This is a genomic window from Microbacterium sp. P26, from assembly GCF_023712585.1.
Classification (GTDB): domain Bacteria; phylum Actinomycetota; class Actinomycetes; order Actinomycetales; family Microbacteriaceae; genus Microbacterium; species Microbacterium algihabitans_A.
Map to the genome: position 1 here is coordinate 1 of NZ_JAMAXZ010000003.1, position 26376 is coordinate 26376.

The window sequence follows — 26376 nt, forward strand, 5'->3', positions numbered from 1 at the left end:
AGACGATGAGGTTGCCGTTGCGGCCGTCGAGGAGGCGCCCGTCGGGGGCGAGGAAGACGGCGCCCCAGGCGAGTGTGGATCCGGAGGGTACGCCGACGGTCGGATTGGAGGCGACGTTCTGCATCCAGCGGAAGGAGCCGTCTCGCATCTTCAGCGGCACGAAGGTGTCGCCGTTTGCGCCCGGGACGTTCTGGCCGAAGCTGTCGACGTTGGAGACGATGAGGTTGCCGTTGCGGCCGTCGAGGAGGCGCCCGTCGGGGGCGAGGAAGACGGCGCCCCAGGCGAGTGTGGATCCGGAGGGTACGCCGACGGTCGGATTGGAGGCGACGTTCTGCATCCAAGCAAACGACTCAGAAGTTGTTCCCGAGAGAGCCGCGGACACTGCGGATGCTCCAGACGACGTCGCCGTCGCGGTACCGGAGCCACCCTTGCCCGGGACGTTGATGCCGGGCAGAGTGACATACCCATCAGAGCCGCTCACGCCCGTCGAGCTGGTGCCGCCACTTGTAAATGTGTAGCCGTTCGAGAGCGAAACGGTGACGTCCACACCGGCCCTGGGGGTGCCTCCGCTCGCAACCGATACTTTCGCGCCGGTTATCGTCGAGCACCCTTGGCCGCTGTACGAGGACTGATTGAAGGCAAGTGTCAATCCGGAAGCGGCGAACGCCGGGGTCGATGCGGTCAGAACGATGGCCGGCACTGCAAACGCCGTACCGGCAAGGACAGCTCGGCGCGAGAGGGGGCCGCGGGTGGCGTCGGCCAATGTGGAGAGGTCGAGGTCAGGAGACTGGTCGTTCACGGAAGATCCTTTCGATCAACGTGCCGTTGGGACCACGGGCGGGTCACAGGTCGGGAGTGGCAGCAGGACTTCTCCGCACTCTGACCGGCTCACCGTCCGTACACAGCGAAAGCACCACCCTCACCGACGGGTGAAGGTGGTGCTTTCCTGATCAGAGGGTGAATCGACGGGGTGACGGCCTGGACGGAGTTCTTAGAAGATCACCCCTGGGGTCACCTAGGTCGCTTAGATCGCGGCGGTGAGCCAGCACGTGTCGTGAGCTCGAGTGGCTCACGAGCGCGCTCGCGTCACTGCAGCCACTGGTCCCAGTGCGACTGCGCCATACTCCCCGCCACGGCGTGGAGGGCTTCCGCCAGGCGGAGGGCGCCCGAAAGGTCGATGCGGATGTGGAGGTGGCGGAGCTCCTCGGTCGAAACCTCGATCCACTCGCCAGAGGAGGTCTTGGTGCGTACCGCCGTGAGTGTCGCTGGCTGCGCGACTCCGCCGATGTCGAGCACCGCGCCGAGCTCCAGGGGATCGCCGTAGTGGGCCCCCGTCCACCATGGGTCCTGATGAATCGTGCACCAGGTGGGACAGTTCGGCCGTGTAGTCATGACCGCGAATGTAGTGAGTTTGCGAGTGCCGCCGCGCGAGTTCTCCACAGGCACGTCGTTGACGCGCCGCGCACCTCGGCAGGTGAAGCCGATATGCGGGGTGGAGACGAGTGGACAAGAGAACGAACCCTTCGCGGATGGTGCGCCGTTGATTGGCACAACGGTGGCATGCGCATGTAGAGGTGTGCGGAAGGCCGAGTCCAATACCCCCGGGCGAGGAGGCCAACTTGTGCGGAATTCCGGTCCTCTCCGTACGCCACGGCCTGATGCTTCGCGGCGATAATCACCTCGGAACTCACCTCCCAGCGAGACCGACACCCGTTCTCATTCCCGACTTGCCCGAACCAACACCTCCGAGCTGGTCACCCGCCTAGCCTGGAGCTATGCACGATCACGCGCCGGGCGGCGGCATCCGGGATGCCAGTCATAGACGCCTGCTCGCTACCGCTCTCGGGTTGACCACCGTGGTGATGGTCGTGCAGATCGTCGGCGCGATCATTTCGGGCTCTCTGGCACTGCTGGCCGACGCGGCGCACATGTTCACCGACGCCGCGGCGCTCGTCGTCGCCCTGATCGCGACGGCGATTGCCGCCCGACCTGCTGACGACCGCCGCACCTTCGGATACCAGCGCGCCGAGGTGCTCGGTGCCCTCGCCAACGGGATCATCCTGATCCTGCTGTGCGCGTGGGTCGGCATCGAGGCGGTGCAGCGTCTGCTCTCGCCGAGCGAAGCTGAGGTGCAGGGCGGACTGATGCTCGTCGTTGCGATCGCCGGGCTCGTCGCCAACGCGGTGTCGATGTTTCTGCTGTCGCGGGCGCAGAAGCGCAGCATCAACGTGCGCGGCGCCTACCTCGAGGTGCTCGGCGATCTGATCGGCTCGGCCGCGGTGATCGTCGCGGCGGTCGTGATCGTGACGACGGGATTTACGAAGGCGGATGCCATCGCCTCGCTGTTCATCGCGGTGCTCATCGTGCCGCGTGCGATCGGACTGCTTCGCGAGGTCGTCGTCGTGCTGACCGAATCGGCGCCGGTGGGGGTGCACGTCGCGGAGATCCGCGAGCACCTGCGCGAGGCGGACGGCGTGGTCGACGTGCACGACGTGCACGTGTGGCAGCTCACGCGCGGAGCGCCGGTGTTCAGCGCTCACGTCATCGTGGAGGACGCAGCCCTCACCGACGGTCGCGCCGCCGCGATCCTCGCGTCGCTGCAGACGTGCCTCGCGGATCACTTCGACGTCGAGCACTCGACGTTCCAGTTGGAGCCGGCCGGGCATGTGGAGCACGACTCGCGTCACGCGTAGACCTGGTCGCGTCAGATGGCTCTCGGCTGGCGAGTCGATCTCCGCTAGCCTGCGGGCAGGTACCCACACCCCCGGAGGTTCCCGTGTTCTCGTCGCTCGTCATGAACCATTGGTTGCCCGCCGCTGCCGCCGATCTCGATGAAGGGGACGGAGTCGTCGTCGTCGACGCCGACCTTCCCGAGAATCGGTCGGTGTCGGTGCTGCAGGTCGAAGACGGCCCGACCGTCGTTTCCCTGTCGCCGGCTCGAGCCGCTCACCTCGGCCATTCGCATGGCGAGCTCATCGTGGCGGACGAGGCGACGGAGCGGATCTCAGCCGCCGGGATCTCCTTGAACGACCCCGACCACCTGTTCTACCTGCCGGTCGAAGAGCAGGCAGCGGTGCTGGCCGAAACGGCAGACGGCAATACGCGCCGCCTCACCGGTGATGACGCCGACGCCTTCACCGTTCTCGCGGCCGCCGCGCCCGAGAACGAGCTCGACGAGGCCTTCGTCGAACTGGATCACTGGCTGGTGTTCGGCACCTTCGTGGAGGGGCGCCTCGCCGCGGCCGCGAGCATGTACCCGTGGCAGGGCACGCGTCTCGCCGACCTGGGCGTCATCACACTGCCCGAGTACCGGGGTCGTGGTCTCGCCCGGGCGACGGTGCTCGCCATGGCCGCTGAGGCGCTCGAGCAGGGCTACGAGCCGCAATACCGGTGCCAGCTCGACAATGCGCCGTCGGTCGCTTTGGCCCTGGCATCCGGATTCCGCCGCTTCGGCGAGTGGACCGTCATCGACGACTGAGGGATTGGGCGGCAAACCACGGTCCGTCGGCTGTGCGGAGGTTGCTGAGCCTGTCGGCGGGGCGGTACCGCGCGGGTTCGGTGGCTTCGACAGGCTCAGCCATGTCGGCGGGTCGGGTGGCTTCGACGGGCTCAGTCACCTCAGCAACTGCTGAGGGACAGAGTGAACGGCGTTCGAGACGTCGAGCCGTTGAACGCGCTCTTGCCGAGCTGGTCAATGCCAGTTGCAAGAACGCCCCCTGACGCGCCATCGATGAGACGGTTGTCGCTGGTCAGGAAGAACGACGATGACGCGGGAGTCGACCCGGCCGGCACGCCGACGGCCGCGATCTCGGAGTCGTCCTGCAGGTACGCGAATGAGCCGTCGGTCTTCTCGAGGGGCAGCCGGTAATGCGTTCCGTCGCTGTACGCGCTGCCATATGACTTGACGCCATTCGCCAGGGTGGTGTCGGCCCTGCCATCGATCAACGACGAGAAGGTCGTGAAGAAGATGCGACCGGCGACCGGTGTGAAATTGGATCCGCCGTTTGTCGCCTTCTGCAGAGTCACCCACTTGGTGGCGCCGTCGGAATTGCGCACGGGGAAAACCACACCGACGCCGTTCGAGATGACTTCGCCCGACTGCCGCACGTTCTGGGTCAGGATCCTCCCGGACGCGCCATCGGTGGGAAAGTCGGACGTGAAGATGGAATAGCCAAGCGGTGTCCCTTTGAGAACGCCGGTGGTTGAGAGCTCCGTCCCGTTTTCGAGGTAGACGTAGGTGCCGTCCGTCTTTTGGATCGGCATGCGCCACGTTCCCGCCGCGTAGATCATCTGGCCCACGGTGTCGACGTTCGATGAAAGGGTTGCCCCGGTCGATCCGTCGATCAACCGCCCGTCGGGGGAGAAGAAGACGGAGTGCGCGATCGGGCGCGAGCCGCTCGGTACACCCTGAGCTGTCACAACCGATCCGGCCTCGACGTAGCGGAAGAGTCCTGACGAACCGACAAGTGAGGCTGTCGCAGAATGCGCCGCCGAGGCCGACGCGGTGATCGAAGAGACGCCGCCGTCGCGGGGAACGGCGATGTCGGGCAGTGCGAAGACCCCGTTGGAGCCGGTGGTGCCCGTTGCGCTGGTGCCTCCGCCTGCGAAGGTGTAGCCGTCGCTGAGCATGACGGTGACGACGATCCCTCCGACGGGTGTGGCGCTGTCGGTGGCAGATACCGTCACGCCGTCGATCGTCGAGCACCCGGTGCCGCTGTACGACGTCCTGTCGAAGGAGAGGGTGAGCCCCGACGCGGCGAGGGCCGGCGAGGAGGTGGTCAGCGCAATAGCGGGGACCGACCACGCCGACGCGGCCAGCAGCGTGCGACGGGAGAGGCGGACGGGCTCATGTGCAGGGGTGGAGATGTGTTCAGAGCGAGGGGGACGGGTCGACATGGGGGTGGGTCCTTTCGGGCGAGCCGGGATCCGCTCCCGAGAGTTTCGCGGTGCGGTGGGAGAACACGTAGACATGCCCTTGCATCATGTCGCTCGGACGGGGACGTGGCCTGACGGGAGTGAAGGTGAAATCGAGCGATTGCCTGATGATCGGCAAATTCGATGAGGCGCGGGGGAGGGGCCGGCTTTCGGAATTCACCCCGCGTCTCGCGAGCGCGCGTGGGGGTCTGGGGGCTTCGACAGGCTCATCCACCTCGGTTCGGAGGTCCCTGAGCTTGTCGAAGGGACCGGGCCCCACTGAGTGCCGGTGGCTTCGACAGGCTCAGCCACCTGGGGTGCGTCAGGTTTCCCGCACGACCTCAGACGGGGACTTGTCCGGCCGGAGGCCGCGCCAGCGGGCCTGGCGCAGGATTCCGCCGGGGGTGAACTCCGCGAACTCGACTTCGCCGACCAGCTCGGGTCGCACATGGCGACGCCCTCGGCGGCCGCCCCGTTGTCGCAGGCGGTGACGGTGGCGCCCGTGATCGTCGAGCAGTCCACACCGAGGTATGACGAACGGTCGAAGGCGAGGGAGATGCCGGAGGCGGCGAAGGCCGGGGACGAGGTTGTCAGGAGGATGGCCGGGACGGCGAGCGCCGATGACGAGAGGACGGATCTGCGCGAGACCGACGACGACGGGGCGCGGTCAACGGGCTCGGGGGAGAAGTTGTCGGTCGTGCTGTTCGTCACCGTGGGGTCCCTTCGGAGGCGCAAGTGTCAGCCGACTACGCCCTATGGCCCGTTCAGAACACGCGGATCAGTGTCCGCTCAAGGGGTGGTGATGAATGAAAAGCCAGTTGATCAGCGACTCGCTTATCGGTCTGCGAGGGTGTGACCATTGGTGTTCACCCGTCATCTCACCCAGGGCTGCTCGTAGCCGCGCTGGCCCGATCGACCCATCGCAGGAGCCAGCAGGATCGACACTCCTTCAGCGAAGCAGCCTCACTCGGTATTTGGCGGATGCCGTCAGTTGCGCAGTACCGGCATCTGGCGTCTCGAGCGGGAAGCGCCGCCGGGCAGGGTTTCGCTGCGGTTTACTTGAGGCTCCCCGGAGCGGCGAGCGGCCCCCGCGGCCCGGCACGCATCGGCCCCCGGGTGGACCTCGTGCGTACTATCTCTGCAGGCGCGACGACTGGTGTAGTGGTCGCCAGATGGTGCTGTGACTGGTCGATGAATGCGGGTCGACGGACAGAACGCTCCGGGCCAACCTGAGTGGCCACACCGGAATTCCGGATTACTCAGGGCGGAAGCCGCCCGCTTCTTCGCACGCCCCTCGGCTTCGTCCGAGGAGAAGAATGCGCGAGTGCCCTTCTGTTCCGGCGGCTGCGACAGGACCAGTTGCCTCACGCCGGTCCGCTCGTCATCTGGCTCGCCCCGCTCAACCGTTGCCTCGCGCGCCTCGGTTCACGGGCGCGCCGATGCCCCAGGCCGAACCGTCCGGTGGGGCGGACTCTGTGGAGAGCCGCCCCACCTTCAACGGTTGGCGGTGTGTTCTTTCGGAGATTCGCCGAGGCCGTCCGTGCGCGCGATCCCGACCGGCGGGACAGCACCGGGAAGACCGCGAGCCGCCGAGATTAGCAACCCGGCGACGGGGCCGTGTACGCCAGACTCCAGGTTGTGTCGTACATCTCGAAGTACGTTCCTACGAGGGCGGCGTCCGCCGAGATGACGCTGCCACCATTCGCGCTATCGATGAGCCGGCCGTCCGGTGCCCTGAAGATGCCCGCAGCGACGGGAGTGCTATCGGAGGGAACGCCCGAAACGACGGTTGCGCCGCTGGTCGTGATCGTCGCGAAAGTTGCGTCGAGCTTCTTGGCAGGCAGGATCCATCCGCCATTGCGCGTGGCGATGTGCCCGCATGTTGCGATGTCGGAAGCGATCACAGTCCCGTCCGCACCATCGATGAGACGACCGTCGTTGCTCAAGTACAGGCGATAGGTGGCGGGGATTGATCCTGAAGGAACTCCGACGGCGGTGTGTTGAACGCTGTTCTCGATGTAGGCGAATGTGCCATCGGACTGCAGGAAGGGCATGAAGTATTGGGAACCGTCGTAGTACGCACCGCCGAACTGCTTGACGTTTGATATCTCCGTGTAGCCGTCCGCGCGCAACTGACGCCCGTCGGACGTGAGAAAAGAACCGCCGGCCGTGGGAAGAGAACCCGCGGGGATGTTGCTCGGGCTGTGGTCTTCCCCGTTGTAAATCCAGCGGCAGGTTCCATCCTGAAGGCGGATTGGAAGAGACCACGCGTTGCGTTGTGCGGCAAACTCGCCGAACGCGGCGACAGACGACGCGATGACCTTCCCATTATTGCTGCCGTCGAGGAGGTCACCATTGGGTGCGAGAAAAAGAGAGCCGCCCACGGGGGTCGCGTCCGACGGAACGCCGCTAGTCGCCAGGGTCGTATTTTCCTTCACTACCTTCGCCGTGGTGGTCGGAACGCCGAGGGGGATACGCCACGAATCCGGCATGGCTGCGAATGCGCCGACTTGGCCGATGCCGCTTGCAATGATCGCGCCGGCACCCGTGCCATCGATGAGGCGTCCGTCGAGGGCCCGGAACACACCGGCGCCCACGGGGGCCGAACCTACCGGGACACCCGCAGCAACTGTCACCGAGCCTGGCCGAATGAGGATGCAGCACCCATTCCGCTGACGCGCCGTCAGAAGCCACGACGAGTTTTCGCGCGAAACCATGCCGCATGCTTCGACCTCCGTCGCAAGAACAGAGCCGTCCCCGCCGTCTACGAGGCGGCCGTCAGGGGCGAGGAAAAAGCGCGCGACGACGGGGACTGAACCTGAGGGGACGCCTGAGGCAGACGTCTCGGTCGAATTGAGGAGGTACACGAACGAGTCGTCCGTCTTCTGGAAGGGCTGGTAGTAATCCGAACCGTCCCAGAACACGAGACCGTACGCTTTCACGTCAGTGATGAGATTCACGCCTTGGTCTCCTCGCACCAGGCGAGCGTCAGATGTGAGGAATGAGGACCCACTTACCGGCTTGCACCCCGAAGGGACATTTTTCGTTACCTGCTCGGCGCCATTGAAAATCCAGACGCCCGTGCCATCAATCTTGGTGACGGGAATGGACCACGATCCGAACGCCGCGAGCACCTGTCCATAACTCGCAACGTCCGACGAGATGACGCGGCCACCGTCCGCGGCGTCGACAAGCTGCCCGTCCGGAGAGAGATATAGGGACGCGCCCACAGGCGTAGATCCTGAGGGAACATGTGTCGCCGAGCTCTTCGTCCCGTTGGAAATGTAGACCGCAGCGGAGGGCGGGACGCTCCCGAGCGAGGCGGAGGTGGATGCGGCTCCCGACGCCGTCGCTGACAGGGCCGCGGTTCCACCGGCGGCGGGAACCGTGATGTCGGGTAGCGTCACCGATCCGTCGGATCCTGTGACTGCTGTCGACGAAGTGCCGCCGTCCGCAAAAACATAACCGTTCGACAAAGAGGCCGTGACGGACACCCCAGCCCTTGCCGAGCCTCGTTCGGAAGCCGTGACTCGAGCACCGGTGATTGTCGAGCAAGTCGCGCCGCGGTATGACGAGCGCGAGAACGCGAGGGTGACGTCCGTTGAGGAAGCGAATGCGGGCGTGGTCGTTGTCACCGCGATTGCAGGTACAGCCCAGGCAGCGCCGACGAGTACAGTCCGGCGGGCGACGCCTTCTTCCGCCTGATCGGAGGTGTTGAGGGGTGGCATTGCGTCATGCGACTTGGTTGACACGGAAGGCTCCTTAGATGGGAGAGCGGTACGGATACAGGCCTCGACATACTGCCCGTGCCGCTTCACGCCGAATCAACACCGCCCATGCCGAATCGTGGAAATTCCTGTTGAGAAGTGTTTTCAAGACACGCCGGCGGCCGCAACTCATCCCCCGGTTCATACTCACCCTCGAATCAGTCGTTGCTGAGCAGACGAGACCCTCGTCTCGCCGAGCGCCAACTTCGAGGTCAGTCCGGTGCTCCGCTTGTCAATCCTTACGCTTCGCGCACGACCTCGGCCGGGTCCTTTTCCGGCCGCAGGCCGCGCCACCGCGCTTGCCGCAGGATCCCGCCGGGGGTGAACTCCGCGAACTCCACCTCGCCGACAACCTCGGGCCGCACCCACCGGGCGTCGCGGGCATCGGCATCCGGAACACCCTCGAATGGATCGGCGTCGGTGCGCAGGGGCTCGAGCAGCGCGGAGAGCTTCGCGAGAGTCTGCTCGCCGAAGCCCGAACCTACCCGGCCGGCGTACTGCAGACCGTCAGCGGTGTGCACGCCCACGAGCAGGGAGCCGATCGTGCCCGAGCGATTGCCCTTGCCGGGGCGGATGCCGCCGATCACGACCTCCTGCGTGCGGGAGTGCTTCACCTTGAGCCACTGCTCCGAGCGCACCCCGCGTCGATACGCCGACCCGGGATCTTTGACGACGACGCCCTCGAGGCCGAAACGGCCGCTGGTGGCGATGGCGGCATCGACGTCGTCGAATACGGGCGGCACGACGACGGACGCCCCGGTCTCCGCGGTCAGGAGCTCGAGCAGCTCGCGGCGCTCGGAGAGGGGGCGGGATGCCACATCACGTCCGTTCACCGCCAGCACGTCGAACAGGTAGAGGTGCACGGGCGTGCGCGCGGCTTCGTGCTCGATTTCGCGCGGCTTGGCGAGGTTCATGCGCTTCTGCAGCAGAGGGAAGCTCGGACGCCCCTTCTCGTCGAGCGCGACGATCTCGCCGTCGAGCACCGCGGGCTCGGTACCGAGACCCAGGTCGACGCCGGTCAGCTCGGGATACGCCGCGGTCAGATCGTTGCCGTTACGGGAACGCAGGCGTAGGCGGTGTCCGTCCCAGATGCAGAGACCCCGGATGCCGTCCCACTTCATCTCCACCCAGGGGGAACCGCCCCAGCGCTCGGCCGCGGCGCGGGCGATGCCCGCGGTGGCGGCGGTGGCGAGCATCGGCTGGAGGTCGGCGACGGTGGGGGCGTCGGTGGTCGACGGGGGCGTAGCGGTCGACGGGGCTTCCGCGCTTGACGGGGCGTCGGCTCTCGACCCAGCCTTGGTGCGGGCGGGCTCGGGGGCGGGGGATCCGTGGTCGAGCGCCACGACCGGGGCTCCGTCGCTCTGCGGCTTACCCTCGGCATCCGTCTTCATGCGATGCAGCAGCCACTGCGACTTCTCGCCCTGTCCCTCGGTGCGAATAAGCGCGAGGCGCACGCGCCCGAGGGGACCGTCGTCACGGCCCTCGAGGGTGGCGATCACCTCGTCGTCGCGCCACTTCTCGAGCTCGTAGGTGCCGGTGTCCCAGACCGTCATGATGCCCGCGCCGTACTCGCCGCGGGGGATCTCTCCGGCGAAGTCGAGGTACTGCAGCGGGTGGTCCTCGGTCATTACGGCAAGGCTGTTCTTCGCGGTCGTCGGGGGCACGCCCTTGGGCACCGCCCAACTGACGAGCACGCCGTCGCGTTCGAGGCGGAGATCCCAGTGCAGGCGGCTGGCGTGATGCTCCTGGATGACGAAGCGGGGGAGACCCTCGGGATCCGGCTCGCCATGAGGGGCCTCGGGTACCGGCTCGGGGGTCTTCCCGGCCGTGCGCTTCGAGATGTACGCGCGCAGAGGACCGTGCGCGTCGTCGACCGGAGCCAGCGGATCGTCGGGACGCTCGAGCACCTCGCTGAACAGCAGGTGCCGCAGGTCGGGGTCGGCGAGCTCATCCCATGTGCGCGGGGCGGCGACGTAGGGACGCGGGCGCCCGCGCAGGGAGTAGGGCGCGATGGTGGTCTTCGAGCCGTTGTTCTGACTCCAGTCGATGAAGACCTTGCCCGGGCGCGCGGCCTTGGCCATCTGGCTCACGACGAGGTCGGGGTGGTCGGCCTCGATCGCGCGGGCGAGCTCCTTCGCGACCGAGCTCGCGGCATCGCTCGACTGGCGTCCGTCGAGCCGCGCGTACAGGTGGATGCCCTTGCTGCCGCTGGTGACGGGGAGCGACTCGAGACCGATGTCCTGCAGGATCGCACGGGCCCACCGGGCGACCTCGGCGCACTCGGCGAGGCCGACGCCCGGGCCCGGGTCGAGATCGAGCACGAGTCGGTCGGGATTCTGGCGTTCGCCGTCGGAGGAGAAGCGCCACTGCGGCACGTGCAGCTCGAGGCTCGCGACCTGCGCGAGATAGACGAGCGTGGGCAGGTCGTCGACGAGCGGGTAGTCCTTGGCGCCGCTCGAGTGATCGATCGGGAAGCGCCGCACCCACGCCGGAGCCCCGGGCTCGAGGGCCTTCGCGAAGAAGGGCTCACCCGGGTCGGCATCCGTCCCGACTCCATCGGGCCAGCGCTTACGCGTCAGCGGACGGTCGGCGACGTGGGGGAGCAGCAGCGGCGCGATGCGCGAGTAGTAGTCGATCACCTCGCCCTTGGTGGTGCCCGTCTCGGGGTACAGCACCTTGTCGAGATTCGACAGGCGCAGGCGGCGACCGCCGATGCGCACCGTCTGCTCCGTCATCGCCCCAGCGTAGAGCGGTGGGGGCGGCGGGTGCCGAGGGGGTTGCGGGTGGAGAGGTCCCTGAGCTTGTCGAAGGGTCCGGGGGTTCGCGGAGGTCCGGTGGCTTCGACAGGCTCAGCCACCTCGGTTGGGGGTTCGCGGGGGTCCGGTGGCTTCGACAGGCTCAGCCACCTCGGTTGGGGGTTCGCGGGGGTCCGGTGGCTTCGACAGGCTCAGCCACCTCGGTTGAGGGTTCGCGGGGGTCCGGTGGCTTCGACAGGCTCAGCCACCTGGCGGGGCGCAAGGGGCTCGGCATCCGGAACCTTTTCGGTGTTCACTGGGGGCATGCGATCGATCTGGAAAGGCGCCCTGACGTTCGGCCTCGTCAACGTGCCCGTCAAGGTGTACTCCGCGACCGAAGACCACGACGTCTCTCTGCACCAGGTGCACAACAAAGACGGCGGGCGCATCCGCTACCAGCGCATCTGCGAGATCGACGGTGAGGTCGTTCCCTACCAGGACATCGACAAGGCCTACGACGACGGCGAGCAGACGGTCGTGCTCACCAAAGACGACCTCTCGTCGCTGCCGAGCGAGCGCAGCCGCGAGATCGAGGTCGTCGAGTTCGTGCCCAGCGATCAGGTCGACCTGCTGACCCTCGACAAGGCGTATTACCTCGAGCCCGACTCGTCGTCACCCAAGGCCTACGTGCTGCTGCGCAAGACGCTCGAGCAGACCGACCGCACCGCGATCGTGCGCTTCTCGCTGCGGCAGAAGACACGGCTCGCGGCCCTGCGCGTGCGCGGCGACGTGCTCGTGCTGCAGACGCTGCTGTGGGCCGACGAGGTGCGCGAGGCGGCGTTCCCGGCACTCGATGAGAGCGTGCGGATCTCGGCGAAGGAGCTCGAGATGTCGGCCTCGCTCGTCGACAGCTTCTCGAAGGACTTCGACGCCGAGGAGTTCACCGACGAGTACCAGGCCGAGCTGCGCACTCTCATCGACGCGAAGCTCGAGCAGGGCGACGCCCTCGACACCGACGCGACCTTCGGCAAGCAGGAGGAAGAGGACGGCGGCGAGGTCATCGACCTGATGGAGGCTCTGCGCGCGAGCGTCGAGCGCAGCCGGGCCGCGCGCGGCGAGAAGACCGAGGACGCGCCGAAGAAGAAGGCCCCCGCGAAGAAGAAGACGTCGAAGGCGTCTTAGCGCGCGGGCTGATCTCCGTCTTCGAGCGTCTTCGGGTCGAGCGTCAGCGACTCGGCCTCAGCGTGCGAGACGGCACCCTCGCGCTTGGCGGCGGCGCGCTCGCGGAAGTAGTGGATCGCGATGAAGATCGCGGTGCCGGCGACCGCGGCGAGCAGGATCACGTCGATGTACTCGGTGACGATGTCGCGGATGAACGGGATGTACCCGACCGCGTACCCGAGCATCGTGAGGCCGATGCCCCAGAGGATCGCGCCGATGAGGTTGTAGAGCGAGTACTTCTTCCACGGCATGTGGCCCACGCCCGCGGCGATGGGGGCGAAGGTGCGGACGACCGGCACGAAGCGCGCGAGGATCACGGTGAGACCGCCGAAGCGCTCGAAGAACGCGTTCGTGCGCTCGACGTTCTTCTTGCTGAAGATGCCCGACTCTTTGCGCTCGAAGATCGAGGGACCGGCCTTGTGGCCGATGAAATAGCCGACCTCACCGCCGATGAAGGCGGCGACACCGATTGCGAGGGCGACCCACCACGCGTTGAGGCCGAAGACGCCGTTGGGGGCGGCCGGGGTGGAGTGCGACAGCAGCCCCGCCATGATGAGCAGCGTGTCGCCGGGAAGCAGGAACCCGATCAGCAGGCCCGTCTCGGCGAAGATGATGAAGCACACCACGAGCAGAGCCCAGGGCTGCGAGTTGGTGATGATCGCAGCAGGGTCGAGCCACGGGAGCAGCGCGCTGGTGGTGTGGATCACATCGGTCCCGTCGGGTCGAGAAGGCAGTGCGGAAAGGGCGAAAAGTGCGGAAGGGGGGACTTGAACCCCCACGCCCGAAGGCACAGGAACCTAAATCCTGCGTGTCTACCGATTTCACCACTCCCGCGAGTGTGCTCATTCTAAACAGGCGGGGCGCTCTCACGATGTGAAGGAGCCGTCAAGCCCACGGCCGTACACCCGGCGCGACACGCCGCGGGGGAATGCTGGACGCCATGGCATCCGTTCACTCCTCCATGAAGGCGATCACGTACTCCCAGCCCGGTGACTCCTCCGTCCTCTCGCTGGCTGAGAAGCCCCTGCCCGAACCCGGACCCGGCGAGGTGCGCGTGCGCGTCGTCGTCTCGGGCGTGAACCCGACCGACTGGAAGGCGCGCGCGACGACCGGCCGCCCCCTGCCGTTCGACGAGGTGACGCCCAACCAGGATGGTTCGGGAGTGGTGGATGCCGTCGGCGACGGCGTCACCGAGCTCTCGGTCGGCCAGCGGGTGTGGATCTACCTCGCGGCGCACCAGCGTCCGTTCGGCACGGCGGCCGAGTACACGATCCTGCCCGCCGCGCGCGCCGTGCCCCTGGCCGACGACGCCTCGTTCGAGCTCGGCGCGAGCCTCGGCGTGCCCGCGATGACGGCGCACCGCGCGCTCACCGTGCACGAAGACGGACCCTCGCGCCTGGCCCCCGGCGCCCTCGCCGGACGCACGGTGCTCGTGCAGGGCGGCGCGGGAGCGGTGGGTCACGCCGCCATCCAGCTCGCGGTCTGGGCCGGCGCGACGGTCATCGCCACGGTCAGCAGCGACGAGAAGGAAGCCCTCGCGCGTTCGGCTGGCGCCCACCACGTGCTGCAGTACCCGAGCGATTCGCTGGCCGATGGCATCCGCGAACTCGCCCCGAACGGCGTCGAGCACATCGTCGAGGTCGCGATCGCCGACAACGCCGCCCTCGACGTCGAGGTGATCGCGAACCACGGCACCGTCGGTTACTACGCCGACAACGGTGGGGACGACTTCACCGCCCCCGTGCGCGTGAGCTTCGCGAAGAACGTGCGCTGGCAGGGCCTGCTGCTCTACACGGTGGGGGAGCGGGCGCTTCTCGCCGCTGCTGAAGACGTCGCGGCCGCGGTCGCCGATGGTGCCCTGCCGGTGGGCGAGGACGCGGGGCTTCCTTTGACGTTCTTCGATCTCGCCGACACGGCGGCCGCGCACGATGCCGTCGAGCGGGGAGCGACCGGCAAGGTGCTCATTCGCGTGGGCGAATAAGCCGAAACGACGACAGCGCCGGGGTCCGCGAAGACCCCGGCGCTGCTTCGTTCTTACCGTGTCACTCGTGCGCGCGTCGACGCACGATCGCGGTGCCAGCGGCGACGATCACGCCGATCGCCAGCATGCCGAGGCCGATCGCGGGGAGCGGGGATCCTTCGACGTCGGATCCCGTAGCGGCCAGATCACCGCGGTCGGGTCCGTTCGCGCCGGGACCGGTCGTGACCGAGGGCGACGGGCTCGGAACCGCGGCCGGCTCCTCGGACGGAACCGGCGACGGCTCGCTCGTCGGCTCGGTGGTGGGCTCGGGCGACGGCTCACCGGGGGTGGGCTCGGGCGACGGCTCCACCGGCGGCTCCTCGACGGCGGCCCACGCGAGGGCAGCCGTCGCGTGACCGATCGCGGGGGCGAAGATGTCGATCGCGTCGGTGTTCACGTTCGCCAGGGTGTCGTTGACCGCGTGGTAGTTGCGGTCCATGAAGACACCCGCGGTGCCGCCGAACTGCTCCACCTGCTCGGCGGTCTTGATGTCGTCGGCACCCGAGAACAGGCCACCGGCGGGCACGCCGTTGTCGATGAACGCCTGGTAGTCGCTGCGACCGGAGTACTCGGTGTCGATCCACGGCTGCTCGATCGCGTCGAAGTAGTCGGTGTACACCTGCTCGATCTCCGCCGACCCCTCGGGGATCGTGACGCCCTCGGCGGGGTAGGTCGACCGGTTCGCGTCGTACACGCCGACCGTGAAGTTCTCGGAGCCGATCATGTCGTAGTTGAGGTACGCCGAGATGCGCTCCCACTCGGCCGGGTCGTTCTCGACCAGGTCGACGACGTAGGCGGTCGAACCCAGCAGACCGACCTCTTCGGCGCTCCACAGGGCGAGGCGGATCCGCTTGTCGTTGGGGACGTCGGATGCCGCGATCTTCTCGGCCAGCGCCAGCACGGCGGCCGAGCCCGAGGCGTTGTCGTTCACGCCCGGTCCCTCGGCCACACCGTCGAGGTGCGCGCCGATGACGACGGTGTCGTCGGGGTCGCCCGCGATGGAGTCGGCGATGACGTTGAAGGTCTGCGTGACGAGGAACTGCTTCTCGATCACCGCGGTGCCCTCGACCGGGGCATCGGCCGGAGCCGCCTCGATCAGCGCGGCGAGGGTGTCGCCGCTGGACTGCGGGAGGGTGGCGGCGGGGGAGTCCTCGGGGTTGCGTGCTCCCGAGGTGACGTTGGTCAGCTGGTCGTCGGGAGAGGCCTCCTCCTCGGGCGGACGCTCGTTGTTGTAGATGAAGACGGCCCCGGCGTCAGCGGCGGTGGCGTTGTCGATCTTCTGCTCGAACGAGCAGACACCGCGCTGCACGAGCACGATCGCCCCGGCCGCGATGTCAGCGAAGTCGGTCGGCTCGCACCCGAGGCGGCCGCCGTCTGCGGAGAGGGGAAGGGCGAGGGCGCCCGTGTATGGGGCGTCGATGCCCTCGCTGTTGTCGAAGTGCGAGCTCTCGTAGGTGGTGCCGTCGACGGTGAGCGATGCTTCACCGAACTCGGGGGTGTCGACCTCGAACACCTGCCGCGAGACCGTGAAGGCGCCGGTGTCTTCGAGCACCTTCTCGGCGTACTGCGCGGCGGCCTCGTAGCCGGGGCCGTTCCAGACGCGGTAGCCGTCGTCGGAGAACGACTCGCTGATGCGCGCCAGCTCGGTCAGGTGGGTCATGACGTCGGCGCCGGTGAGGCCGAGGTCTTCGGGGGAGTCGCCCGGCGCGGCTGCGGCGAACGCAGCCGGTGCCGACAGCAGGGCGCCGCCGACGAGGGCACCCGCGGCGAGCACCGCGGAGGCGCGACGGGCGCGGGAGGGAGGGGAATGCAGGGTGTATCGGGGCACGACGAAGGCACCTCTCTGCGGGCGTCGACGCCCGCATCATCCAGGGGGAATGACACGCTGCTTCAAGAGGGAAGCGAACGTCCGATGATTCTCATAGGGAATCGACAGATCCGGCAAGAGTCGCCGGAATGTTTACGGCGACGTAACACGGGCGGGGCTCTGCGGAGGGCCGTCGCGGCGCGCGTGAGGGGTCGCTTTCTGTCGCTTGGAGGGCTCCGGAAGCGACAGAAAGTGACCCCTCACGCGAGGGGGAGGGGGACAGCATCAGCGGGAGCGGGGGACGTACCGCGGCACCCAGCGGATGAAGCCCGCCGCGCCCAGGACGGCGATGACACCCATCGCACCCACACCCACCGACAGCGAGACCGCGGCCGTCAGGGCCGACACGATCAGCGGGGCGATGGCGCCGCCGGCATCCGTCAACGTACGCCACGAGCCGAGGAACGCGGCGGGCTCGGTGGGCGGCGCGATGTCGGCGCCGAGGGTGAGCAGAATGCCGCTCGACAAGCCGTTGCCGACCCCCAGCACGGCCGCGAACATGGCGTACCACATGGCCGCCGAGCCCAGCTCGTGCGTGAACGACAGCGCCAGGAAGCCCGCGCCCATCAGCACCATCGCGGGCAGAGCCGCCCACAGGCGTCCGAAGCGGTCCATCACCTGGCCGCTGGCGTAGAACAGGGCGAAGTCGATCGCGCCCGAGACGCCGACGACCACGGCGATCGTGCCGGCGTCGAGTCCGAGCGACACGCCCCACAGCGGCAGCACCACCTGGCGGGCCGAGCGCACGGCCGACAACGACGCCGCCGCGAGGCCCAACCGCGCGAGCACGCCGCGGAAGCGCCACATCGTGCGGAACACCCCCTCGCGCTCGACGGTCGGGATCGCGCCGGTGACGGGTTCGCCGGTGTCTTCGGCATCGCGGGAGTCGCCGGTGCTGCGGCGGGTGGGGGAGCCCGCGCCCACCGGCACGGCCTTCTCGGGATCGGGTCCGAAGAACACCAGCAGGATCGTGGCGACCTGGCACACGGCGAAGAAGACGATGGATGCCGTCTCGTCGCCGAAGATCGCGAGAAGGCCCGCCGAGATGAACGGGCCGACGAACATGCCGAGACGGAACGTGCCGCCCAGCAGCGACAGCGCGCGGGCCCGGAAGGTCAGCGGGACGCGCGTGGTCATGAACGAATGACGCGCGAGCGCGAACGACGCCGCGCAGAAACCGATGAGGAACACCGCTGCGGTGAAGAACGCCAGCGACTGCGCGAACACGATGCCGGTCAGTCCCGCCAGCACGACGATGCCGGCCACGCCCATCGTGATGCGCTCGCCGAAGCGGGCGACCGCCCACCCGGCGGGGATGTTGCCGCAGAGCTGGCCGACGACCAGCGCCGCGGCCACGAGGGCGGCGAGAGCGACGTCGGCGCCGAGGCGGTTCGCGATCACCGGGATCAGGGGGATCACCGCGCCCTCGCCGAGCGCGAACAGCAGGGTGGGGCCGTAGATCATCGGTGCGAAGCGCACCAGCACATTCCGGGGAGAGTCGGCTGTCACTGTCTCCACGATAGGCTTGATGTCAAATGCTCGAACTCGATTTGACCGCCGACATCCAGGCGCTGCGCTCGACCTTCGCCGATATCCAGGCCGTGGTCGACGTCGACGCACTCAAAGCCGACATCGATCGCCTCAGCGAAGAGGCCGGTGCCCCCGACCTCTGGGACGACGTCGACAAGGCCCAGAAAGTCACCAGCAGCCTGAGCCACAAGCAGGCCGAGCTCAAGCGCGTCTCGGAGATCGAGCAGCGCCTCGACGACCTCGAGGTGCTCGTCGAACTCGCCATCGAGATGGAAGACGACGAGTCGGCCGACGAAGCGCGCCGCGAGCTCGCGTCGCTGAAAGACGTGATCGGCCAGCTCGAGGTGCAGACCCTCCTCGACGGCGAGTACGACCAGCGCTCCGCGGTCGTCACGATCCGCTCCGGCGCGGGCGGCGACGACGCCACCGACTTCGCCGAGATGCTGCTGCGCATGTACCTGCGCTGGGCCGAGCGTCACAAGTACCCCGTCAAGGTCATGGACACCTCCTACGCCGAAGGCGCCGGCATCAAGTCGGCCACCTTCGAGGTCGACGTGCCCTACGCCTACGGCACGCTGTCGGTCGAGGCCGGCACGCACCGCCTCGCGCGCATCAGCCCCTTCGGCGGCGCCGACAAGCGCCAGACGAGCTTCGCGGCCGTCGAGGTCATCCCCGTGATGGAAGAAGCCGTCGAGGTCGAGGTGCCCGAGGGTGACATCCGCGTCGACGTGTTCCGCTCGTCGGGCCCCGGTGGCCAGTCGGTCAACACGACCGACTCCGCCGTGCGCATCACGCACCTTCCGACGGGCCTGGTCGTCTCGATGCAGAACGAGAAGTCGCAGATCCAGAACCGCGCGGCCGCCATGCGCGTGCTGCAGACCCGCCTGCTGTTGCTCAAGCGCGAAGAAGAAGCGGCCAAGAAGAAGGAGCTCGCCGGCACGATCACCGCGAGCTGGGGCGATCAGATGCGCTCGTACTTCCTCTACGGCCAGCAGCTGGTGAAAGACCTTCGCACCGGGTACGAAGTCGGCAACCCGGCGGTCGTGTTCGACGGCGACCTCGACGGTCTGATCGCGGCCGGCATCCGTTGGCGCAAGCGCAAGGACGACGACGACTGAGCCGTCGTTCCGCCCGAGCCTGAGCCCTGCGGATGCCGATCACCTCGGCATCCATAGGGCTCTCTCGGTTTCACGACACGGCGCGTCCTGACGGCCTGCTCGAAGCCCGCGCTTAGGCTCATCGAGCCATGATCCGGTTCGAGAACGTCACCAAGCGGTATCGCGGCACCGCGAAGCCCGCCCTCAACGCCGTCGACTTCGAGGTGCAGCGCGGGGAATTCGTGTTCCTCGTCGGAGCCTCGGGCTCGGGCAAGTCGTCGTGCCTGCAGCTCATCCTGCGCGCCGAGACCCCCAGCGAGGGGCGCGTCGTCGTGCTCGGTCGCGACCTGCGCCGCCTGTCGAACCGCAAGGTGCCGTACTTCCGGCGCCACATCGGTTCGGTCTTCCAGGACTTCCGGCTGCTGCCGAACAAGACGGTGCACCAGAACGTCGCCTTCACGCTGCAGGTGACCGGCGCCTCGCGCGGATTCATCCAGCAGGCCGTGCCCGAGGTGCTGGCGCTCGTCGGCCTGGACGGCAAAGAGAAGCGTCTGCCGCACGAGCTCTCGGGCGGTGAGCAGCAGCGCGTCGCGATCGCCCGCGCGCTCGTCAACCGTCCGCAGGTGCTGCTGGCCGACGAGCCGACCGGAAACCTCGACCCCGGCACCTCGATCGACATCATGCGCCTGCTCGCGCGCATCAACGCCGGCGGCACGACCGTCGTCATGGCCACGCACGAGGCCGGCTTCGTCGACCAGATGCAGCGTCGCGTGATCGAGTTGCGCGGCGGAGAGATGGTGCGCGACGAGCGACACGGCGGCTACGGCGACACGTCGAGCCTGCCGCGCCTCGCGCCCGAGGTCGAGCGCGGAGCGGCAGCCGTCGCAGCCCTCACCGCGGTGCTCGAGGTGCAACGAGAGGTGACGGGGCTCACGGGCCCGGTCGAGCCGCTTCGCGTTCCGGATGCCGAGCGGCCCGCCGCAGCGCAGGCTCAGCCCGCCGCGGCGCCGACGTCGGCGGCGCGCGAGAACGCCGAACCGCGCGAAGAGGCCGCGCCCGCGGCATCCGCCCCCGCCGTCACGCAGCAGAACGCCGAGCGCGAGCCGGGCACCAACACACGTTCCATTCCGGTCACCCGCCCCGACGTCGACGCCCTCGGTCTGGCCGACCGGCTCGGACTCGGAGGATCGAAAGACCGCCACGACGAAGTAGGACCCACGTCATGAGGTTCGGTCTCATCCTCTCCGAGGCCTTCACGGGCCTGCGGCGCAACGCGTCGATGGTCATCTCGGTCATCCTCGTGACCTTCGTGTCGCTGACCTTCGTCGGCGCCGCGATGCTCATGCAGATGCAGATCGGCAAGATGCAGTCGTACTGGGCCGACCGCGCCCAGGTGGCGGTGTTCATGTGCGCGTCCGTGTCGGACGTGCCGACCTGCACCACCGGTCAGGCGGCCACACAAGACCAGATCGACGCTGTCAAGGCGACGCTCGACGGTGAGGCGCTCGCGCCCCTCATCCGCGACTACACCTTCTCGACCAGCGAGGAGGTGTTCGACAGCGCCAAGAGCCAGCTGCCCGACAGCATCCTCGGCGTGGTATCGGCCGACTCGTTCAACGCGACGTTCAACATCAACCTCGTCGACTCGAGTCAGTCCGACGTGATCTCCGAGGCGTTCAGCGGCCAAGCGGGCGTCGAGGAGGTGACCGACCAGATGCAGTACCTCGAGCCCCTGTTCCAGGCGTTGACGGTCGCGACCTATGTCGCCGTCGGCATCGCCGGTCTCATGCTCATCGCGGCGGTGCTGCTGATCGCGACGACCATCCGCCTGTCGGCGTTCGCGCGACGGCGGGAGCTCGGCATCATGCGCCTGGTCGGTGCCTCGAACCGCTTCATCCAGACGCCGTTCATCGTCGAGGGTGTGCTCGCCGCGCTCATCGGCTCGGCGCTCGCGAGTGTCGCGGTGTGGGCGATCGTCGGCGTCGGGGTCAACCAGTACCTGCGGGACCGCATCAGCTTCATCACCTCGTGGGTGACCCTGGGCGACGTCGCGTTCGTGATCCCGGCGATCGTGGTGATCGGTGTTCTGCTCGCCGCGCTCAGCGCGAGCTTCGCGATCCGCCGCTGGCTGCGCGCCTAGCACGCCGCCGTCTCGGCGTCTGCCGTGCGATAGACTGTAGGGCTCTGTGTGCCCTTGATCATGAGGAGGTGGCACCATGCCTCGTGAGCAAGGTGAAAAGCTCATCGCGTCGAACAAGAAGGCGCGTCACGACTACGCCATCGAGAAGACGTACGAAGCCGGTCTCGTATTGACCGGCACCGAGGTGAAGTCGCTGCGCCAGGGGCGGGCGAACCTCACCGACGGCTACGCCTACATCGACGGCGGTCAGGCGTTCCTCGACGCCGTGCACATTCCGGAGTACTCGCAGGGTCACTGGACCAACCACTCGGCCAAGCGCACGCGCAAGCTCCTCCTCCACAAGGAAGAGATCGTGAAGCTCTCGCACGCCGTGTCGGCCGGCGGATACACGCTGGTGCCGCTGCGGCTGTACTTCCTCGACGGCAAGGCCAAGGTCGAGATCGCGGTCGCCAAGGGCAAACGCGAGTTCGAGAAGCGTCAGACGATCCGCGAGCGCGAAGACAAGCGCGAGGCCGAGCGCGCGATGCGCACGAAGAACCGCCTGGGCGACTGAGCTCGATCGCGGCTCTCGCCGTCACTCGGCGCGGAAGCGTCCCTCGACGACCGAGGTCACGACGATCTCCGACGGCTGCAGGCTGAACGAGGGCCCGCCGGCGTGGTCGGCCGACATCATGCGCGCCGCCAGCGGGTGCTGAGCCTCAGGCCGGGTCGTCAGCAATCCGGCATCCGCCACCTCGACCGGAGACACGGATGCCAAGCCCAGGGCATCCGCATACGCGCTCGCGCGCTCGACGGCGACGCCGACCGCGGCCGCGGCGACCTCGCGTTCGACACGGGCGCGGGTGGTGGGGGAGAGGCGCCACTCGACAGCGGTGACCTGCACGTCGTCGGACTCGGCGACATCGCCGAGCCACCACGACAGGGCGCCCGCGTCGATGAACGTCGCGGACAGCTCCACGCTGGCGTGATGCACGAGCGGGAGCTGCGCGCCGTCGTGGTTCCACGGGCGGTCGGACCAGACCGACACGCGCGCGCTCGACCACTCCGACACCTCGCCCGAACGCAGGTGCGCGACCAAGCCGTCTTGCACGATCGCAGCGCGTTCCTGCGCCCGTTCGACGACCGGCCCGCGGGCGGGGCCGTCGGTGGTGACGGTGACGCGGACGGCGGCCTCTTCGGCGCGCACGCGCGCTTCGCTCTCGCCTCGGACGGTGATGACGACGGCAGTCATGGCGCGAGCATACGTGACCGACCCAGGTCGCTGAGTGTGTCCCAGGTCCCTGAGCTTGTCGAAGGGACCGGTACCCGCGGGTCGCGGTGGCTTCGACAGGCTCAGCCACCTTCCCTTCGCACGCGGGACGACGGGAATCACGGGGCCGCGGGATCCGTTATAGACTGGGACGCTCGGGCGCTTCGGCTCCCGAGGTGGTAACTCAACAGCGTGACGATGGTCGCTCCTTCACGGAGTTCCCGGGGCTGATCGGTTTCGACAGCGCCTGCGAACCCGCGAGAAGCGGGCCGAGGATGTGGGGTTATCTCGTAAACGCTCCCTGCAAAACAATAAGTGCCAATGCTAAGCGCACTGACTTCGCCCTCGCTGCGTAAGCGAGCCCGATAGTCCGTCAGGCCGTGTGCGACCCCGCCACGGAATCTGGCGTCATTTAGGGGTCTTGCTGTGTGACGGCGTCTGGACGTCACGCGGGACTTTTCCCAGGCTGGGCTTGTCGACTTAGGTGTCTGTGACAAAGGTCGGAGCCGAGCAGAACGTCTGCACAGACTGCGCCCGGAGAAAACGCGGAGACCCAGCGTTGGACGGGGGTTCGATTCCCCCCAGCTCCACGAACCATCGTCACGTGAGAAAGCCCCCATCTTCGCCCGTTTCGGCGAGGGTGGGGGCTTTCTTGGTTTCCGTGCGGGCTCAGCCGGCGGTGCGCGTGAAGACGTCGGTCTCGCCCGAGACGCCGTTGAGCTCGAGGTAGATGCGGCCCTCGGTGCGGGTCAGCGTGGCGGTGTTGCGGCGCTCGATGGCATCCGCGAGCTTCTCGACGAACCCGGGCTCGAAGCTGTGCAGCAGCACCTCGTCGGCGCGGTGGATGCGCTTGCCCGCCCACGGGGCGGCGACCTTCTCGGGATCGCGGTGCGTGTAGATCGTGACGCGCTCGGCCTTCATGCTGCCGGTGTGCAGGCGCGCGGCATCCGGAGCCCCGACCTCGATCCACGCCACCAGAGCGCCGGTCAGGTCGCGCACCATCACGGCGGGCTCGTCGGTCGCGGCGACGCCCTCGCTGAAGCCGATGCCCTCTTCGTACTCGAGGCAGTACGCGAGCACGCGCGTGAGCATGTAGGGAGCGGTCTCGGACGGATGCCGAGCCACGCGCAGCTGCAGTTCGTCGTAGACACCGCGGTCGACGTCGGAGAGTTGCACCGTGAAGGTGTGAATGGTCGAGCCGATAGCCACGATGCTCGAGCCTACGCGAGCGGATCGTGGCGCGACGCCGGGCGGTGCGTCTAGCGTCGAGGGATGCCTGATCCTCGCGCGCTGCGCATCGACGTCGGTCCGTTCCACCTGCTGCCGACTCCGGATGCCGAGACGTGGACGGCGACGGCGCGCGACGCCTCCGACGCGGAGCCGCCCGAGATCACGGCGCAGTGGACGGCGTGGGTCGCCTTCGCGCAGCGCGTGCTGCAGGCCGATGCGCTGTGGCGCGACGTCGAGGCGCGCGGCGACGCATGGGATGAGGGCTTCTCGGCGGCGCGAGACGCCGGGGCGGCGAACCCCTACCGGTGAGGCCGAGCTTCCGCGCGAGGTGAGGTCGCGGCATCCGGGATCTTGTTCTCCGGATGCCGGTGGCTCAGGACGCGCGCGGGCTGTCGACCAGCAGGAGGCTCTGGCGGGTGTCGGCGAACTTCACGAAGCCGTCGCCGAAGAGGTAGGTGAGGCCGTAGCCGTCGACGCCGCGCCCGCCGAGCCAGTCGGGGTTCTCGGTGACGTAGGTGCCGTCGGTGTCCTTCTCGACCTTCCAGCCCGCGGAGGTGAGGTCGCTGACGGCCTGAGCGGCGGTGGCGTCGTCGATCGGCGCCCAGCCGAAGATCTGCACGCGGTCGGACGCGATGTTCTGGTCGCCCCATTTGCACTGGATGCCCTCGTCGAGCGCCTCGGCGCCGACACGGAACGGCTCTTCCTGCGACGTCCAGCCCAGGCTCGTGAAGTCGTCGGCGGTGGCTTTCGGGATGATGTTCTCGCAGGTCGGCGCGACGCTCGGGGCGTCTTCGGGTTCGGGCGAGTCGGTGGGGGCGGTGCCCTCGACCGGCGGTCCGCTCGCGGTGGCGGCGACGCTGGGCGCGGTTTCGGGGGTGGCGGATGCCGAGCACCCCGCCAGAGCGAGAGCGGTGACGACGGCCAGGGCGGCGATCGCCGCGGCCTGCGGCGCACGGCGGGTCATCTGGCGTCGTCCTCGTGCAGCAGGTCGAGGAACGCGTCGTGCAGCACGCCGTTGGTCGCCAGCGACGACTCGGCGTCGAGACGGTCGGACCCGTCGAACGCGCTGAAGCTCCCGCCGGCCTCGCGGACGATCGGGGCGATCGCGGCGATGTCGTACTCCTTGACGCCGAACTCCGCGACGAGCTCGAGACGCCCCTCGGCGAGCCACATGTAGGGGAGGGCGTCGCCGTACCCGCGATCGCGCCACACCGCACGCGAGAGCTTCTCGAGGGTGGGGAGAAGGTCGACGTCGTCCCATTGCTCGATGCTCTGGAAGCTGATGCTCGAGGCCGAGATGTCGTCGATCGCCGAGACGTGGATGCGGCGGGTCTCGCCGGTCGAGGTCGTGGTCCAGGCGCCGTGACCGGTGGCGGCCCACCAACGGCGGCCGAGGGCAGGCTGACTGACGACGCCGACCTGCGGCACGCCGTCGACCGTCAGGGCGATGAGGGTCGCCCAGACGGGGATTCCGCGCATGTAGTTGTGCGTGCCGTCGATCGGATCGATCACCCAGCGGCGCGCGGTGTCACCCGAGGTGCCGTACTCCTCACCCAGCACGGAGTCGGCGGGGCGCTCGGCGTCGAGGATCTGCCGGATCGCGCGCTCGGTCGCGAGGTCGGCCTCGGTCACGTGCGTGCGGTCGGGCTTGGTGTCGATGCGCAGGTCGGACGCGTCGAAGCGCTGCATCGCCACCGCGTCGGCGGCGTCGGCGAGGCGGAGGGCCAGGGCGAGGTCGTCGGCGAAGGCACCGGTGGGCGTGCTGTCGGGGGAGGACGCGGCGGGCTGATCAGAGCGGGACACGGCCCCAGGATAACCGGCGATGCTGGGCCGATTTGGTGTGCTCGCGTCACGCCTGGTAACGTCATTCCTCGGCGCGGGGAGCGAAACTCCGGCCGAAAGATACGCACCTCTAGCTCAATCGGCAGAGCAACTGACTCTTAATCAGTGGGTTCTGGGTTCAAGTCCCAGGGGGTGCACCACACGAAGAAGCCCCGGAATCATCACGGTTCCGGGGCTTCTTCGTGTTCACCGCAACTCGGCTGCCTTCCGCCGAATCGGCTGCCTTTCGCCGTCGAAGGATCAGGCGGCCATAGCGTCGGCGGCGACACGCGTGATTGCTCGCGAAGCGACACCACGCACGACTCCTGGTGTGCCGGTGGCCCCGACCTTCATCGGAGACGACAGCCCCCTCGACATGTGTCATCTCGAGGGGGCCGCAGAGTCGGTCAGGTCGTCGCGCCGAGAACGAGCCCGTTGGGTCCGCTGGCGTCTTGCATCATCTGTTCGATGAGCTGACCGTCGAGCTTCGGTGGGCGGCTGCCGTAGAACTGCATCACGAGCGGCGTTGCCGGATGCAGCCACAGGCTGAGGGTGCCTTGCTCGGGGTGCGGGGCCATGAGCATGAACGGCTCCTGTCGGCGCAGCTTGTTCATGATGACGACACGCAAGTGCGAGAGCAGACGGTCCTCGATGTCGAGGACGTGACGCTCCTGGTAGATCAATCGGCCCAACGGGGTTCCTCAGGTGTTCGAGTGGGTTCGGTGCGGCAGGGACGTCAAGCCATGGGGGTGGGCGCTCTGCCGCACGCGTTGGCCCGCGCCGCA

24 protein-coding genes, 2 tRNA genes and 1 other RNA gene are annotated in these 26376 nt (G+C 68.0%); 12 read left to right on the forward strand and 15 right to left on the reverse strand.

Annotation, left to right across the window (positions count from 1 at the left end):
- On the reverse strand, positions 1 to 799 hold a 799-nt coding region (locus M3667_RS06450; RefSeq protein ID WP_251506556.1), incomplete at its 3' end, for a hypothetical protein.
- Positions 800 to 1086: 287 nt separating this feature from the next.
- Positions 1087 to 1392, reverse strand: coding sequence for a hypothetical protein (locus M3667_RS06455; RefSeq protein ID WP_251506558.1), 306 nt, complete (start codon positions 1390 to 1392; stop codon positions 1087 to 1089).
- A gap of 383 nt (positions 1393 to 1775) precedes the next feature.
- Here M3667_RS06455 and M3667_RS06460 point away from each other — a divergent pair, with 383 nt between their 5' ends.
- Together M3667_RS06460 and M3667_RS06465 are read left to right on the forward strand one after the other, a co-directional pair.
- On the forward strand, positions 1776 to 2693 hold the full coding sequence (locus tag M3667_RS06460; protein ID WP_251506560.1) for a cation diffusion facilitator family transporter: 918 nt from the start codon (positions 1776 to 1778) through the stop codon (positions 2691 to 2693).
- A gap of 83 nt (positions 2694 to 2776) precedes the next feature.
- Complete coding sequence (locus M3667_RS06465) at positions 2777 to 3478, forward strand: GNAT family N-acetyltransferase (protein ID WP_251506563.1); 702 nt, start codon at positions 2777 to 2779, stop codon at positions 3476 to 3478.
- Between the two features lie 140 nt (positions 3479 to 3618).
- Here M3667_RS06465 and M3667_RS06470 read toward each other — a convergent pair whose 3' ends face one another.
- Entirely contained in the window at positions 3619 to 4896 is a 1278-nt protein-coding gene (locus tag M3667_RS06470; protein WP_251506566.1) for a hypothetical protein, read from the reverse strand.
- A gap of 340 nt (positions 4897 to 5236) precedes the next feature.
- Positions 5237 to 5536 carry a hypothetical protein gene (locus M3667_RS16995; protein WP_308196448.1) on the reverse strand — a complete coding sequence of 100 codons (300 nt, stop codon included), beginning with the start codon at positions 5534 to 5536 and terminating at the stop codon, positions 5237 to 5239.
- On the opposite strand from M3667_RS16995, the gene M3667_RS06480 reads away from it, so the two are divergent.
- On the forward strand, positions 5417 to 5770 hold the full coding sequence (locus tag M3667_RS06480) for a hypothetical protein (protein ID WP_251506570.1): 354 nt from the start codon (positions 5417 to 5419) through the stop codon (positions 5768 to 5770). The genes M3667_RS16995 and M3667_RS06480 overlap by 120 nt on opposite strands.
- Before the next feature lie 739 nt (positions 5771 to 6509).
- Here the strand turns inward: M3667_RS06480 and M3667_RS06485 are convergent.
- Together M3667_RS06485 and M3667_RS06490 are read right to left on the reverse strand one after the other, a co-directional pair.
- Complete coding sequence (locus tag M3667_RS06485; RefSeq protein ID WP_251506572.1) at positions 6510 to 8666, reverse strand: hypothetical protein; 2157 nt, start codon at positions 8664 to 8666, stop codon at positions 6510 to 6512.
- 254 nt (positions 8667 to 8920) lie between these two features.
- Positions 8921 to 11416 carry an ATP-dependent DNA ligase gene (locus M3667_RS06490; RefSeq protein ID WP_251506574.1) on the reverse strand — a complete coding sequence of 832 codons (2496 nt, stop codon included), beginning with the start codon at positions 11414 to 11416 and terminating at the stop codon, positions 8921 to 8923.
- Positions 11417 to 11740: 324 nt separating this feature from the next.
- Here M3667_RS06490 and M3667_RS06495 point away from each other — a divergent pair, with 324 nt between their 5' ends.
- Positions 11741 to 12598, forward strand: coding sequence for a Ku protein (locus tag M3667_RS06495; protein WP_251506576.1), 858 nt, complete (start codon positions 11741 to 11743; stop codon positions 12596 to 12598).
- On the opposite strand, the gene M3667_RS06500 is transcribed toward M3667_RS06495, so the two are convergent.
- Positions 12595 to 13344, reverse strand: a complete 750-nt coding sequence (locus M3667_RS06500) for a DedA family protein (RefSeq protein WP_144834768.1) — start codon at positions 13342 to 13344, stop codon at positions 12595 to 12597. The genes M3667_RS06495 and M3667_RS06500 overlap by 4 nt on opposite strands.
- Before the next feature lie 45 nt (positions 13345 to 13389).
- A tRNA-Leu gene (locus M3667_RS06505) sits at positions 13390 to 13471 on the reverse strand.
- A 127-nt stretch (positions 13472 to 13598) separates the two neighbouring features.
- On the opposite strand from M3667_RS06505, the gene M3667_RS06510 reads away from it, so the two are divergent.
- Positions 13599 to 14618, forward strand: coding sequence for an NADPH:quinone reductase (locus M3667_RS06510; RefSeq protein WP_251507512.1), 1020 nt, complete (start codon positions 13599 to 13601; stop codon positions 14616 to 14618).
- 61 nt (positions 14619 to 14679) lie between these two features.
- Here M3667_RS06510 and M3667_RS06515 read toward each other — a convergent pair whose 3' ends face one another.
- Positions 14680 to 16485 (reverse strand): M20/M25/M40 family metallo-hydrolase, encoded by a 1806-nt coding sequence (locus M3667_RS06515; RefSeq protein WP_251506578.1) that lies wholly within the window; start codon positions 16483 to 16485, stop codon positions 14680 to 14682.
- 264 nt (positions 16486 to 16749) lie between these two features.
- Positions 16750 to 17988 carry an MFS transporter gene (locus M3667_RS06520; protein WP_251507513.1) on the reverse strand — a complete coding sequence of 413 codons (1239 nt, stop codon included), beginning with the start codon at positions 17986 to 17988 and terminating at the stop codon, positions 16750 to 16752.
- A gap of 71 nt (positions 17989 to 18059) precedes the next feature.
- Between M3667_RS06520 and prfB the strand changes: the two genes are divergently transcribed.
- The 4 genes from prfB (at position 18060) to smpB (ending at position 21844) form a co-directional block, all read left to right on the forward strand.
- Positions 18060 to 19172 (forward strand): peptide chain release factor 2, encoded by a 1113-nt coding sequence (gene prfB / locus M3667_RS06525; RefSeq protein WP_251506581.1) that lies wholly within the window; start codon positions 18060 to 18062, stop codon positions 19170 to 19172.
- 128 nt (positions 19173 to 19300) lie between these two features.
- Complete coding sequence (ftsE, locus tag M3667_RS06530; RefSeq protein ID WP_251506583.1) at positions 19301 to 20377, forward strand: cell division ATP-binding protein FtsE; 1077 nt, start codon at positions 19301 to 19303, stop codon at positions 20375 to 20377.
- A complete protein-coding gene (ftsX, locus tag M3667_RS06535; RefSeq protein ID WP_154096439.1) occupies positions 20374 to 21291 on the forward strand; it encodes a permease-like cell division protein FtsX in 918 nt (305 codons plus the stop codon). Before ftsE ends, ftsX begins: the two co-directional genes overlap by 4 nt.
- Before the next feature lie 76 nt (positions 21292 to 21367).
- Positions 21368 to 21844 (forward strand): SsrA-binding protein SmpB, encoded by a 477-nt coding sequence (gene smpB, locus M3667_RS06540; RefSeq protein ID WP_144834778.1) that lies wholly within the window; start codon positions 21368 to 21370, stop codon positions 21842 to 21844.
- 21 nt (positions 21845 to 21865) lie between these two features.
- Here the strand turns inward: smpB and M3667_RS06545 are convergent, their stop codons facing one another.
- The gene (locus M3667_RS06545; RefSeq protein WP_251506585.1) at positions 21866 to 22522 is read right to left on the reverse strand and encodes an SIMPL domain-containing protein; all 657 of its coding nucleotides are present in this window, start codon (positions 22520 to 22522) and stop codon (positions 21866 to 21868) included.
- Positions 22523 to 22763: 241 nt separating this feature from the next.
- Between M3667_RS06545 and ssrA the strand changes: the two genes are divergently transcribed.
- Positions 22764 to 23133: a transfer-messenger RNA gene (gene ssrA / locus M3667_RS06550) on the forward strand.
- Between the two features lie 76 nt (positions 23134 to 23209).
- Here ssrA and M3667_RS06555 read toward each other — a convergent pair.
- A complete protein-coding gene (locus tag M3667_RS06555) occupies positions 23210 to 23749 on the reverse strand; it encodes a YaeQ family protein (protein WP_251506586.1) in 540 nt (179 codons plus the stop codon).
- 63 nt (positions 23750 to 23812) lie between these two features.
- On the opposite strand from M3667_RS06555, the gene M3667_RS06560 reads away from it, so the two are divergent.
- A complete protein-coding gene (locus M3667_RS06560) occupies positions 23813 to 24079 on the forward strand; it encodes a hypothetical protein (RefSeq protein ID WP_251506589.1) in 267 nt (88 codons plus the stop codon).
- Between the two features lie 64 nt (positions 24080 to 24143).
- Here the strand turns inward: M3667_RS06560 and M3667_RS06565 are convergent, their stop codons facing one another.
- Complete coding sequence (locus M3667_RS06565; RefSeq protein ID WP_251506591.1) at positions 24144 to 24734, reverse strand: hypothetical protein; 591 nt, start codon at positions 24732 to 24734, stop codon at positions 24144 to 24146.
- Positions 24731 to 25498 carry an inositol monophosphatase family protein gene (locus tag M3667_RS06570; RefSeq protein ID WP_251507515.1) on the reverse strand — a complete coding sequence of 256 codons (768 nt, stop codon included), beginning with the start codon at positions 25496 to 25498 and terminating at the stop codon, positions 24731 to 24733. The genes M3667_RS06565 and M3667_RS06570 overlap by 4 nt, the downstream gene beginning before the upstream one ends.
- A 178-nt stretch (positions 25499 to 25676) precedes the next feature.
- Here M3667_RS06570 and M3667_RS06575 point away from each other — a divergent pair.
- A tRNA-Lys gene (locus tag M3667_RS06575) sits at positions 25677 to 25752 on the forward strand.
- A 246-nt stretch (positions 25753 to 25998) separates the two neighbouring features.
- On the opposite strand, the gene M3667_RS06580 is transcribed toward M3667_RS06575, so the two are convergent.
- Positions 25999 to 26283, reverse strand: coding sequence for an ATP-dependent DNA ligase (locus tag M3667_RS06580; protein ID WP_251506593.1), 285 nt, complete (start codon positions 26281 to 26283; stop codon positions 25999 to 26001).
- Positions 26284 to 26376: the final 93 nt, after the last annotated feature.